This is a genomic window from Pedobacter gandavensis (genome assembly GCF_032678745.1).
Classification (GTDB): Bacteria; Bacteroidota; Bacteroidia; order Sphingobacteriales; family Sphingobacteriaceae; genus Pedobacter; species Pedobacter gandavensis_C.
On record NZ_JAVTST010000004.1, the window covers coordinates 315,249 to 328,271 of the forward strand.

General features: G+C 39.3%; 14 protein-coding genes. 7 read left to right on the forward strand and 7 right to left on the reverse strand.

All coding sequences use genetic code 11. The features are described 5' to 3' along the window. Positions 1-109: 109 nt before the first annotated feature. Together R2S10_RS15565 and R2S10_RS15570 are read right to left on the reverse strand one after the other, a co-directional pair. On the reverse strand, positions 110-1,234 hold the full coding sequence (locus R2S10_RS15565; RefSeq protein WP_316841343.1) for a FecR family protein: 1,125 nt from the start codon (positions 1,232-1,234) through the stop codon (positions 110-112). A gap of 71 nt (positions 1,235-1,305) precedes the next feature. Then, positions 1,306-1,899, reverse strand: a complete 594-nt coding sequence (locus R2S10_RS15570) for an RNA polymerase sigma-70 factor (RefSeq protein WP_316841344.1) — start codon at positions 1,897-1,899, stop codon at positions 1,306-1,308. Positions 1,900-2,213: 314 nt separating this feature from the next. On the opposite strand from R2S10_RS15570, the gene R2S10_RS15575 reads away from it, so the two are divergent. Both R2S10_RS15575 and trxA read left to right on the forward strand, forming a co-directional pair. Then, positions 2,214-2,510, forward strand: coding sequence for a Dabb family protein (locus R2S10_RS15575; protein WP_316841345.1), 297 nt, complete (start codon positions 2,214-2,216; stop codon positions 2,508-2,510). A 125-nt stretch (positions 2,511-2,635) separates the two neighbouring features. Next, complete coding sequence (gene trxA, locus R2S10_RS15580; RefSeq protein WP_316841346.1) at positions 2,636-2,926, forward strand: thioredoxin; 291 nt, start codon at positions 2,636-2,638, stop codon at positions 2,924-2,926. 49 nt (positions 2,927-2,975) lie between these two features. Here trxA and R2S10_RS15585 read toward each other — a convergent pair whose 3' ends face one another. Both R2S10_RS15585 and R2S10_RS15590 read right to left on the reverse strand, forming a co-directional pair. Further along, a complete protein-coding gene (locus R2S10_RS15585; protein ID WP_316841347.1) occupies positions 2,976-4,157 on the reverse strand; it encodes a glycosidase in 1,182 nt (393 codons plus the stop codon). Between the two features lie 9 nt (positions 4,158-4,166). After that, a complete protein-coding gene (locus tag R2S10_RS15590; RefSeq protein ID WP_316841348.1) occupies positions 4,167-5,996 on the reverse strand; it encodes a sodium:solute symporter family protein in 1,830 nt (609 codons plus the stop codon). A gap of 166 nt (positions 5,997-6,162) precedes the next feature. On the opposite strand from R2S10_RS15590, the gene R2S10_RS15595 reads away from it, so the two are divergent. Next, the gene (locus tag R2S10_RS15595) at positions 6,163-7,038 is read left to right on the forward strand and encodes an AraC family transcriptional regulator (RefSeq protein WP_316841349.1); all 876 of its coding nucleotides are present in this window, start codon (positions 6,163-6,165) and stop codon (positions 7,036-7,038) included. A gap of 11 nt (positions 7,039-7,049) precedes the next feature. Here the strand turns inward: R2S10_RS15595 and R2S10_RS15600 are convergent, their stop codons facing one another. After that, positions 7,050-7,739: an MCP four helix bundle domain-containing protein gene (locus R2S10_RS15600; protein ID WP_316841350.1), complete on the reverse strand. Its 690-nt coding sequence runs from the start codon at positions 7,737-7,739 to the stop codon at positions 7,050-7,052. A gap of 26 nt (positions 7,740-7,765) precedes the next feature. After that, positions 7,766-9,199: an ATP-dependent RecD-like DNA helicase gene (locus R2S10_RS15605; protein ID WP_316841351.1), complete on the reverse strand. Its 1,434-nt coding sequence runs from the start codon at positions 9,197-9,199 to the stop codon at positions 7,766-7,768. A 68-nt stretch (positions 9,200-9,267) separates the two neighbouring features. Here R2S10_RS15605 and R2S10_RS15610 point away from each other — a divergent pair, with 68 nt between their 5' ends. From R2S10_RS15610 to coaD, 3 genes are read left to right on the forward strand one after another with little or no spacing between them, the layout of a single operon-like run. Continuing rightward, positions 9,268-10,098 (forward strand): DUF3822 family protein, encoded by an 831-nt coding sequence (locus R2S10_RS15610; protein WP_316841352.1) that lies wholly within the window; start codon positions 9,268-9,270, stop codon positions 10,096-10,098. Then, a complete protein-coding gene (locus tag R2S10_RS15615) occupies positions 10,089-10,628 on the forward strand; it encodes an RsmD family RNA methyltransferase (RefSeq protein ID WP_316841353.1) in 540 nt (179 codons plus the stop codon). Before R2S10_RS15610 ends, R2S10_RS15615 begins: the two co-directional genes overlap by 10 nt. A 52-nt stretch (positions 10,629-10,680) precedes the next feature. Beyond that, positions 10,681-11,142, forward strand: a complete 462-nt coding sequence (coaD, locus tag R2S10_RS15620; RefSeq protein WP_316841354.1) for a pantetheine-phosphate adenylyltransferase — start codon at positions 10,681-10,683, stop codon at positions 11,140-11,142. Here the strand turns inward: coaD and R2S10_RS15625 are convergent. After that, complete coding sequence (locus tag R2S10_RS15625; protein ID WP_316841355.1) at positions 11,113-11,745, reverse strand: NUDIX hydrolase; 633 nt, start codon at positions 11,743-11,745, stop codon at positions 11,113-11,115. The two genes, coaD and R2S10_RS15625, sit on opposite strands and share 30 nt — an antisense overlap. Before the next feature lie 290 nt (positions 11,746-12,035). On the opposite strand from R2S10_RS15625, the gene R2S10_RS15630 reads away from it, so the two are divergent. Further along, on the forward strand, positions 12,036-12,659 hold the full coding sequence (locus R2S10_RS15630; RefSeq protein ID WP_316841356.1) for a hypothetical protein: 624 nt from the start codon (positions 12,036-12,038) through the stop codon (positions 12,657-12,659). The last annotated feature ends 364 nt before the right edge of the window (positions 12,660-13,023 follow it).

Consider the following 13,023-nt stretch of genomic DNA (forward strand, 5'->3'; position numbering starts at 1 on the left):
CGAGCAGGGTCCTGGTTATTCCTTCATAACAGCGTTGTTTTTTAGGTATTTATCTATTCATAAGCGAATGGGATTGGTTTAACAATTCGGTTATAGGATTAAAATGGTTTTACTTTTTAACGATGAGTTTATTGCCATCAATTTTAAATTGTGTGCCTTCAAAAGACAGCATTTTAAGTACTTCAGATAGCTTGATCCCTCTAGGTATATCGCCCATAAATTCATCATCATGACGGTCTACCTCATAAACTACTTCAACATCATACCAACGCGACAACTGTCGCATCACTGCATGAAGGTTGTCTTTTTCAAAATGGAAGAACCCATTTTTCCAGGCCATCACCTGTGCTATATTTGCGGCACTTACTTTTACATTTCCTGATCCTATCCTATTCACATTGGCTTGCTGCCCAGGTTTAAGCAACATTGTATTGCCTGCAAAAACTTCCACACTACCTTCAAGCAGCGTTGTTTTCACTTCATCTTCATCATCGTAAGAATTGATATTAAAATGCGTACCCAACACTTTGACTTGCTGCCCCTCAGTGGATACGATAAATGGAAGTTTCTTGTTTTTTGCTACTTCAAAATAGGCTTCTCCTTCCAGCTCTACTTTCCGCTCGCTTAAATGAGCAAATGTGGTTGGGAATTTTATGGAAGATGCTGCGTTGAGCCATACCTTTGTGCCATCAGGAAGATTCACCTGATAGACACCACCTCTCGGTGTACTAATCGTATTAAAAACATGTTGTTTAGTCTCAGATGCCACAATCGAATAGACCAATTCTCCATTTTTACTTTTAGAGATGCTCACCCCACTTTGTTTAGCCAGCTCTCCATTACCGGCATCAGTCAGCGAAATTTTTGATCCATCAGCCAATGTCAGCGTCGCCTTGTTGCCCCCAGGATCAACATCATTACGATTTACAGCCAGCTCAGTGGAAGTTGCGGACGAATATTTTTGAAAATAGAAATATCCCCCAATGGAAAGGATCATTAAAATTGCTGCAGCTGCAGCAACAGCTTTAGGCCATAAGAATCTTGCCTTTTGCGTACGATTAAAACCTAACTCATCTGCTTCAGTAAGTTCTGAATCCGCATTCCAGGCCTTGGCCAATTGATCGTCCAGTTTACCAGTTCTTACCAATTCGGCAAAAAGTTCAAGCTCCTGATCCGTCAGCTGTTTTTTTAAATACCGCTGTACAAGGGTTTCATAAAAGTCGTTTTCTTCCATAGGATGTCCGTTCAAATATTAAGACAATATTTAAGGGGTACCAGGGTAGCTGAAAACTATTTATTTTTTGATTATTTTAGAAATACTGTTAAAAGTACGCTTAGCGATATCCCCAGGTCCTTTTTCACGGAAGCACTTAATATTTTCATCGAACCAACCATGTGGTTTTTTACTGCGTTTCTGGAAATCCCCAAAGCAAAAGCAACCTCATCATAGCTTTTCCCTTCCTGCCGACAAAGTCTAAAGACTTCTCTTGTCCGGTAAGGTAAATCAGACAAGGCCTTCTCCAGGTACTCCAAATACTCCTTACTCAACAACTCTTCTTCGGTATCATTTCTTTGTTCTACGAAACTATTGATCACTTCAGCCATCGCCACATCTGATCGCATTGCTTTTTTAAGGCTATTTATCGTATGATTTCGTGCCATGATAAACAGATAAGCTTTAATTGACCTGACTTCATCGAGTCTTGATTTACACTGCCAGACCTTTATAAAAACCTCCTGAGTCAGGTCCTCTGCCAGGTCTGAAGAATTCACAAATTTCCTGATATGAGCAGAGATAGCATCACTATAACGATCATAGAGTTCGGAAAAAGCAGTTTCCTCCCCTGCTATTAATTTAGCCTGAAGATCTTGATCGGAAATGGTCTGTTTTGTTCGCATTTAAAAATCCCCGAAACTAAAATATCAAAATTAAATCAATGTAACATCAATGTTGTGAAATTAACAATTTCCAAAATACAATGATCAAAATTTTGCTTCTTGATAAAACGCTAAAAATATTTTAATGTCGCTGTAGCGTTTAGTTATCTATTCCCGTTTGTATAAATGCACGCTAGATTATGTTACCGGAGGAAGGCCCATACTTTTCTCCGGTTTCTTTTTATAATCTACCATTTCTTATTAGCAGCTGGAATATTCAAATCCAATTCTCCAACAGCATACAAATCCCTATATTTACCAAAAAACCTTAATATATGTTAGCTCATCACGTTTTATTCTGGCTAAAAGCCGACACTACCGAAGATCAAAAAGCAGCCTTTAGAAACGGTCTGGAATCATTAGAGGCAATTGAATCGGTGGAAGCTTTCCATATCGGTACTCCTGCTCCAATTGAGCGTGCCGTAGTAGACACCACTTATACTTTTTCCTTAGTCTTGTTCTTTTCGGATCTTGAAGGCCATGATGTATACCAGGTACATGATTTACACAAAGCCTTTTTGGATGAATTCCGTGGTCTTTTTGAGAAAGTAATCATCTATGATGCTCAATAAATTTTAAAATATCATTTTAAAATTACCCCATTAAAATCAACAGCCGGAGAAAACCATCGCATCAAATGGGGTGTTTTTCTCCGGAATATCATCCTTACTGGTACCCCATACTTAATTAAACAGCCATGAGTGCATTTCAAGAATTGATCCAATCAGGTACACCAATACTGGTAGATTTCCATGCAGATTGGTGTGGTCCATGTAAAGCCATGAATCCCATAGTACAGGAAGTCGCAAGAATTACCCAAGGCAATGCCCGCGTAATTAAAATAGACATTGACAAAAACCAGGCGGCGGCAGCCAAATATAATGTAAGGTCAGTCCCTACATTCATGGTCTTTAAAAATGGGGAGATCGTCTGGAGACATTCTGGAATGATTGACCAAATGACCTTATTAAAGCAGCTCTCTATTTAACTAAAGGCGCTAAATCCAGCATACTACCTGAAATCTCCCGGAACAATAGCTATTGCAATCCCTCATTTTCCTTATTCTGATCAATCATATGATGGATGCGCTGCACAGTTGCTGCTGATCTATAATCATCTTCAGGGGTATTCAAGACATAATCCAACAATTGGTCGATGGTACTGGTAGCCACGTGAATTCTGGAATCTGAAGCCGCGTAGTAGATAAATACCCGACCATCTTCATCTGCAATCCAGCCATTGCTAAAAACTACATTAGACACATCTCCAATCCGTTCTTCTCCTTCCGGTGCAATAAAATACCCCGCTGGTTTATGGGTCACCAGACTCAAATCATTAAGATCTGTCATGAACACATAAAGTACATATCTTAAACCTGCGGCCGTATTTCTCACGCCATGAGCGAGGTGTAACCAACCATGTTTAGTTTTTAGAGGTGTCGGGCCCTGACCATTTTTTGATTCATAAACCGTATGGTATTCCTTTCTATCAATCACCAATTCGTTTGGAATGACTGCATTTTCTATAGATTCAGAAAGGCCAAAAGCAATTCCGCCACCATTACCTGCTTCGATAAAAGAATCCTGCGGGCGTGTATAAAACGCATATTTACCTTCCACAAATTCGGGATGCAAGACTACATTTCGTTGCTGTTGGGAGCTGGTTTTCAAATCTGCAAGGCGTTCCCAGGTGAGTAAATCCTTACTGCGGATAATCCCACACTGCGCCAATGCGGCCGACTGGTCCCCTACCGGGGCTGAAGGATCTCTTCTTTCGGTACAAAACAAGCCATACACCCAACCATCTTCATGTGCAGTTAGCCTTACATCGTACACATTGGTATCAGGTAGCTCGGTTTCAGGAATTACAACGGGATACTCCCAGAACTTAAACTGATCAATACCATTGTCACTTTCCGCAATAGCGAAGAAAGATTTCCTGTCGCTCGCCTCTACTCTGGCCATTAGCAGATATTTATTGTTCCATTTTATTGCTCCGGCATTGAATACAGAGTTGATGCCAATCCTTTCCATCAGAAAAGGATTACTTTCTCTATTCAGGTTATAACGCCAATAAAGCGGGGTATGTGCAGCTGTTAAAACAGGATTTTCATACCTGCTAAAAATACCATTTCCTAAGTTTTCAGATTTGTTTCTGCGCGTAAGTAAAGACTGATGGGCTAGGGAGAGCTCCTCCAGTCTTTTGTCGTAATCCATCATATAATTCTATTAATCTTCGAGTTTATTCCACCAGGTTCTTTTGAGGATGAACACAATAACTGCCAGTACAGCAATTGTGATTATTAAAGGCATTTTCATCATTAAAATCAAGTACATCGGCAACAACGTAAGGCATAACTGTGCAATAATGCCCAGTACCACATTGAACATATCTCTGCCAAAATTCTTATTTGCTTCAAAGGAGGGATCGTCTTTTAAGACCATTTGGTGTACAGGCCCCCAGAATCCCCATGGTCTTACGGTGCGATAAAAGCTTTTCAAAGTTTTTTCATCTGTTGGCGGAGCCATATACGTTCCGATCACAGAACCTGCTAAAGAAAGCAGGAACAACAATGGGAAATAGTACAGGAATTCTACCCCTGAGAAGAATCGGGTAAATACCAAAGCGGCGACAATACCAGTAAACATCCCCCAGAAAAAACCATTAGAATTGAACCTCCACCAATGCCATTTCAATACATTTGCAGCAATATATCCACCATATAAAGCGGATACAATCCATTGCAATACACTATTCACATCCCTGGCAAAGAAACCCAGAATGATTCCAAGTAAAACCACCAATACACCCGATAGGTAATTCATGGAAATGATTTTTTTATTTGATGCGGTTGGGTTGATATATTTGAGGTACACATCGTTCACGATATACGCTTGTGCCGCGTTCAATGTCCCACTAAAAGTTCCCATAAAAGCACCCAACAAGCCTGTTAACACCAATCCGAATAAACCAACCGGCACAAAACTATTGATACTTGCCGGCAAAATTCTTTCATAATCAATCGCCCCATCCAGACCTTTTAAATTCATTTGATCATAGTAAAGAATCCCCAACACCGTTAATCCCACAATGAGCGAATAGCGGATAGGCAGCAATACAATCGACACAAATCCACTCATTTTACTTGCCTCTTTAGGCGATCTGGTGGACAGGATCTTTTGCATGTCATAGTTAGGCGGTGGGCCAGCTAAAGAGGCGAACACCCCTTTAAACAGCATCATCATAAAGAAAATGCTAAACAGCGAATAGCCATCACTTTCTATTTTTTTATTGACATCATCAATGATGCCCGTCCAGTCTAGCTCTAAATGCGTTCCGAAGAAAGGACTATCCCAGCCTTTTGGCACATTCAGATGCTGACCGTTCAGGTTGATCATTGCAATGACAGCAATAGAAATACAAACCACAGTCATGATTGCATACTTGATCATATCACCAAATACGATCCCATGCATCCCTCCTAGTATAGAATAAAACATGGCAAAAAGCGTGAATATAATGCCGTAAAAATGCGGGACATAATGGGGACTAACTTCAAAAGGGACATATGCTTTCACAAATTCCCAGGGGATAAAAATCTCTACAAATTTACCCAGGCCAATAAAGCCGTAAGCAAGGAACCCCAGACAACTCAGTAGCGCAAAAGCGACCACTACTTTATGAGAGGCACCAACGCCGCGTCCTTGTAACCCAAACCTGGTAGACAACCATTCTGCACCGGTAGTTGCATTAGAGCGTCTCAACCATTTGGACAAATACATCATTAGAAAAACCTGATTGAATACCGGCCATAACCATGGTATCCAAATGCTTTTCATTCCATATACAAAACAAAGGCTCACCATCCACATGGTTCCACTGATATCGAACATATCAGAGGCATCACTCAATCCCAGTTTATACCAGGGCAAGGATTTACCTCCCATGATATAACTCTGGTTATTCTCTTTTGCCTTCTTACGGTACCAAAAGCCGATAATGATTGTACTAATCAGATAAGTGATGATAATGAGAACATCAATGAGTTGAAACTTCATAAAATCAAAACTATACTATTTTCGCATACAGCTTTAATACTATTTTAACAATTAATTGTATTCACAAAACAAAAAGACTCATCTATAGGCTAATAGTACTAATTTACAATAGTACTATTTTAACATAAAGCTAATTCATTCCCTACACAATTGTTATATTTATATGATGGCCAACAACATAGTTCGAGAAATCACCCCTTTAACGCAAAGCGACTGCTTTACCATATTTTCCAGGACTAAAAAGGAGTTTGACTTTCCTTTGCATTACCATGAAGAGTACGAATTGAATCTGATTTTGAATGCGAAGGGTGCAAAAAGAATTGTAGGGGACCATATAGAGGTGATCCCAGACGCGGAGTTGGTATTTATTGGTCCAAATCTATACCATGCCTGGTTTACCCATCAATGTAAATCTGAGGAAATACTTGAAATTACCATTCAATTCCACAAAGACCTGTTTGACGACCGTTTACTCAAAAGAAACCAATTAAGTTTTATTTCCAATATGTTTGATCGAGCCCAGAAAGGAATACTATTTGCACCGGACACCATTGAACGTTTGATTCCTAGAATCCTTTCTTTAAATCAGAAAAAAGGCTTTGATTCTGTTCTCGAACTATTTTCTATTCTGCATGACCTTTCGATTTCCAGAAATATGCGCACACTATCCAATTCCAGTTTCAATAATGAACAATTTAATTACAACAGTCGCAGGATAGAAAAAGCTTTCGATTACATGAATGCGAATTACCAGCATGGGGTTTCCCTTGAAGAGGTGGCCAAAGCGGCAAGTATGCCAGATGTTTCTTTCAGCAGGTTTATCAAAAAGAGAACAGGAAGCACTTTTATTGATAGTCTAAATGAGATCCGTTTAGGCCATGCTACAAAGCTACTGATCTCCAGTACACAAACCATTTCTGAGATCGCTTATAAATGCGGGTTCAACAACATTTCTAACTTCAACCGCATTTTCAAAAAGAAGAAAAACTGCACACCAAAAGAGTTTCGGGATAGCTTTTCAGGCACACGTTCTTTTATTTAAAGAAGACTTTCCTAGTTGAGGTTGAACTTATCATTTTTTACCTGGACCACATTAGATGCAGAGATAATACCTACCACCAGAATCCCGATCAACACAGCCAATGCAATTTGCAGCGTCGAATACAGCTTACTTCTGGACACCATGGATGCTGAGCTTTGAATCAACTCCTGTCCAACCTGCGTCTGGATGGTCATTAATTCTGTTAACTGTTGCAGTGTTCTTCTGGCAGTTGCTCTCCCTACTGTCTCATAAAGTTTGCGGCCATCTAAGATACTATGACTATCCGTTAAAGAAATCACATGTTGTTCTGCTGCAATAGAACCAATCAAACGTATTTTCAATTCTTTCAATTGTTCCTTTTCCTGTTTCACCAGGAAAGTCTTTTCATATTTTTTCATCAAAGAATCAATAGTACCATTGAACTTTTTAAACTGAGTCTTCAATAGTTCAACATCCTTTTTTTCCGGATTTCCTGAATATAAAAAACTATCCAGCGTAAGCTTTTTCGCAAAGATGTTTTCTGCGATATAGAACAAGTCGGTTGCAGGAACCAATCGGTCGTTATACATGGAGACGAAAGACTCATTCATGCTTTTAACACTCTTATCTTCCAAAAATCTGATTAAAATCGTACAGGCCATAATCGCAAAAAGAAACGTAGCGATTTTCATTTTCTGTTTTAAAGAATAAGCAACTTTCATATGGTTAGGTAATAATGAGCGTTAAGTTAATCTTCCAAAGGGGAAGCAAAAAGATTTGGAGCAAAATTTACTAAAAATAATTCTCTTTTCGCTCTGGTTACGCCAGTATATAGCCAGCGTAAAAAATCGAGGTCGATCATTTCTTCTGTTAAATACCCCTGGTCTACAAAAACAGCATCCCATTGACCACCTTGTGCCTTGTGACAAGTTACCGCATAGGCGAATTTTATTTGTAGTGCATTGTAATATGGATCGGCTTTGATGGCATTAAAGCGTTCCCTTTTATTGGTCAGGTGTTCGTATTCTACATTTAGTGCTTCAAACAGTTTATTGCCCAATTCATAAGAAAGGTTGGGCGTTTCGGCGGTTAAAGTATCCAGCATCACTTTGCAGGAAATTTGTCCGGCATCAGGGAAATCCAAAAACTCCAATGCCACTTCCGCATAGCGGAAACCAAAACGTTCTTCCGTACCCCTTACCCGTACAATCCTGGCCATATCACCATTGGCAATAAAAGCTGCAGATTCATTATCAGGAAGCCAGAAATAGTTGTTCTTCACCACCATGATCTGATCTCCACCAGTTAACTCTTCTTCCCGATAAAGCAATCTCGCACGGATTTGCTGGTTGTATACATTTGCTGATTTATTAGATCTGCAGACCACCAAGGTGTTTTCCATCCCAAATTTGCTGTAAGCATATTCTAATCCTTCAACCAGCTTAAGGCCGGTCATTCTGAAAATATCTTTATAGCCTGTAGTCATGAATTTAGGCAGTTCCACTTCTTCAGACTCTTCGCCTCCCTCATTGATCAATTCCCTGAGCATGGTGGCATTGGCAAGAATCCCGGACTCCTTTTCCTGACGCACTACTTCCTGAAGCTCCACGGCAGATACCGACATTCCGAATTTAGCCGCTAAATATTCCTTATTTAATGCCGGACTATCTATACTGCCCACCGGTGGTAATTGTGCGGTATCACCGACAAAAATCGCCGCACAGTTTTTCTGGTTGTACACATATTGTATCAAATCCTTTAAAAAAGAGGAGCCAGTTTGCGTATTCCACTCATCCGCAATCATTGAGGCCTCATCAATGATAAACACCGTATGCTCTGAAAGATTTGGCGTAATCTGAAAAGACATATCCGTAGATACCGCTGATCTTTTTCTATAAATTCTCTTATGAATAGTCAGTGCTTTACGCCCTGTATAGTTGCTCATCACCTTTGCCGCCCGGCCTGTAGGCGCCATCAGCACTGCTTTAAAGCCAAATTTAGGCAATGCTTTTACCAATGCGCCAACAGAAGTTGTTTTTCCCGTCCCGGCATATCCCCTCAATATAAAACACTGATCATCTAAGCCTTGACTTAAAAAAGCGGCCATTTTCTGGCAAAAAACCAATTGTTCGGCAGTAGGTGTAAACGCGTAAGACTGGGCTATAATTGATGCTTTATCCATTTAACAAAGATGCAATGGTGATGTTATAGAAAAAAGGATTAATTTTGATCTTAAATAATTTGATACAGATGAGCCATAAAAACAGCATTTTATTAGTTGATCCGGAATTTGATCCTAGTACTGCGCCAGACTGCAATTTATTGTTAAAAATTACCGCAGATAGCTTCTCCTATGCCATTATTGACAAAACCAACAACCAGTTAAAAGCGGTTTACGATCAACAGGAATCTAAAGATATTCCCCATGATCTTGCTATAAAATTAAAAAACGATAGCTATTTAAATCTGGCTTTCAAAGACATTAAAGTTGCGGTATACAGTGAAAACTCTATTTCCATTCCAACAGAATTATTTGACGCCAATAATTTAGATCAATACGCAAAATTCTTTACTGAGGAACAATCAGACAATCTATATGTTAGGCCATTCGCGAATTACGGCTTCACTTCTATTTTCACGCTTCAGCGTTTTATGGATGAAACGCTGGCAGATGCCTTATTGAGTTGCAAATTATTTGACCAGGTGGCACCAATGCTGGCCATGGTACAGGATAAAGCAAGCAAAACTTTAGTACTTGATTTTACTGCAGCTTCATTTACTGCAGTCCTTACAACAGGCGACAACCTGATTTTCCGCAATTGCTACGAAATTGAAAATGCGGAAGAGTTCAACTATTACCTTTTGTTGCTCATCAACCAAATTCAAATAGATACTGAAGAAACTGAAGTATTATTGAGTGGCATCGTTCACGAAGATGATGCTTATTACCAATGTCTGGAGAAATACTTCCAGAAAATAACGTTTAACACTCCCTTAAGTGATCAGGTAGATCACAAAATTTTAGAAGACATGCCTGCTCATTATTACAGCAGCTTGCTAGCACTGGATATATGCGAATAATTGGCGGTACATTAAAAGGCATTCGTTTCAATGCCCCGGAAAGCTTACCGGTAAGGCCCACTACAGATATGGCCAAAGAAGCTCTTTTTAACATTCTTTACAATACTTACGATTTTGACAGCTGTGATGTGCTTGACCTTTTCTGCGGAACAGGAAACATCAGCTTTGAGTTCGCTTCAAGAGGCGCAAAAAGCGTTACAGCAGTAGATAAACACTCTGGATGTATCTTTTGGGTGAAATCAGTGATCGACAAACATCATCTGGATGTGATTGATGTGCAGAAAGCAGATGTATTCAAATTTCTGGACACGCATAAAAAGTCATATCAGATCATTTTTGCTGACCCTCCTTATGACTTGCCTACCATTCCAAAAATCCCGGAACTAGTGATCAAGAACGATCTGCTTACAGATAATGGATTATTGATCGTGGAACACCCTTCTTTATTGAAGATGAATGCCCAACCAGGCTTTAAAGAAACCAGAAGATATGGGAATTCATCCTTTAGCTTCTTTGAAAAAGTAAAGTAACCATTCGAAATCGTCATATCTATCGATGTGGCGACTTCCTAAAATATAAAAGATGAAGATCGCCTTGTTTCCTGGATCATTTGATCCAATTACCATTGCCCATGTAGACATCCTGAAACGTGCCTTGCCATTATTTGATAAAGTCGTGGTTGGGATAGGGTTGAACAGTTCAAAACAGAGTTATCTTTCTGCGGAAAAGCGGGAAGAGATTGTAAAAACAGTGTTTGAATTAGAAACAAAAGTTGAGGTACAGCTTTATGAAGGGCTAACTGTTGATTTTTGCAGGAAGATTAATGCGCAATATATGGTTCGGGGAATCCGTTCTGTAGGTGATTTCGAGTACGAACGCGCCATTGCTCAGATCAACCAGACGATGATGCCGGAAATGGAAACTATCTTTATATTGAGTAAGCCTGAATATTCGGCAATCAGCTCAACCATCGTCCGTGACATCCTTAGAAATCACGGAGATGTGAGTCAGTTTTTACCTCAAAACGCCATCCCGTTCCTCTAATAAGGAACCTACTTCCAATACCTGGATAATAGATGGATAGGTATTTAGGAGTACAGGTGCCAGGTCGGCTTTACCTAACCATTTGGCTTTAGTAATTCCTTCTTCTTTTTGGGGAATCAATTTTGGTTCTCCTTTAACGGTCATGCTGTACCATTTGGTCTTCTTTAATACCAATTTGGAACCCATTGGGTAGATATGGTAGGTTTTGCAAAGCTTTTCATCATTGCTATAGATGGTTACACCACATTCCTCTTCGACTTCCCTCAAACCGGCTTCTCTCATTTTCTCGCCTTTTTCCACCTTTCCTTTTGGTAGATCCCATTTCTTATTCCTGAAGATAAACAGGTAATTACCTTTCGCACTTTTAACCAGTCCACCAGCAGCTTTAATCAATGTAAGGTTATTTTTAATTTGTTTAAAAAGTGCCTTAGGATCAGCTACCAGCAATAAATAATCTGTCGTAGGATTTGCCGGTAAGTTCTTATAGAACAATTTGAAATCAAAGTCTTCCACTGTCAATTGCTCGATTTCTTTTTCCTGAACAGGCTTGGAATCCGCAATAAACAAAGTATTGTCGTTGATATAAATGCTGTATTTTTTCATGCTTGGCGTTTAAAATGATTTAATTACAGGCCGTAAAATTTCCTTAGAAAAAACAGACCCCTTTGAATTGCATTCTAAAGGGGTTTTCAATCAAATCTCTTACAAAATCACCTGGATATTTGAGTTCTCAAAATTATAAATATTTATCCAATAATTCCTATCAAAAATAAGCAGAGGTTTTGGAAGAGCATCTTCAATAATTTTCAGCAATTTTCAAATATTTGCAGGAAGGTGTAGCGTTCCGCAAATTCCATACGTTTTCTTCATCAAACCCTCTAACGCTCAACATTATGAAGCATTTCTATTTACTCCTATTAGCTTTTATCGTCTCTTCCTGTGCAAAAGAAAAGATGCAGGACCCTTCTAAATTAAAAAACGGACAGGAAGTCGAATTAATGGTAGACCACCGTTTTTCTGCAATTGGCGAAACCTTAACCCTTTTACCAAAAAATGAACCTGCAGAATTCTCACTGTTAGGCTTCGAAAAAAGAAAGCCCGGTTATACTTACCGTGTGAAAGCCAAATTTCACATTGAAAAGAACCCGGCTCAGGATGGCCCAGACAGGTGGTTTGCCTTCTCGAAAGTCGTTAGCGAACAAAAATATACCGGGACTGAAGCATTTGACATCAGCTTGATCGAATCTTTCGTACCTGGTGGTCCATTTATTGTTTTAACTAAAATCGACGATCAATACCGGTATTCCCAGGACAGAATACAACTCAGCACTAACAATCCTATAGTGAACCAACAATTGGAAGAAATCTGGCAACATGTCCTGGAGTTACGTAAAGTTGAATTAGAAGATCAAAAATTTATCTTTCCAAGATGGCACTCTATTAGGGCAAGGGTGATCCATGACCCGAACAACTTCGGAAAAGCCTATTTAGTGCAAAGCATCGCATTTAATCTTTAAATCCCTAATTCGTTAAGTAATTTCAGAGTAAGACACACACTATTTTTCAAAAGAATTACCAATGGTATACTAATGGTATAACAGGGGGTTGGTATGTTGTTGCGATGTAGTTGGGATGTAGTTGGTATATTCAGGAACATACCAACCACATCGCAATAACATCTCAAGTACATCGCAACAACATACCAAGGCCTTACTATACCCTTACTATACCATTGGTATACCCAGGTTAATTTCCCAATAAATTCCTATTTATTTCACTGACGGTCAGCGACTGACAAAAAACTACTTTTCTTGCTAATAATAATTACCGACCTTTGTAGAACACAAATAATTAGTTAAACCAGGATTTATCAATTTTGCA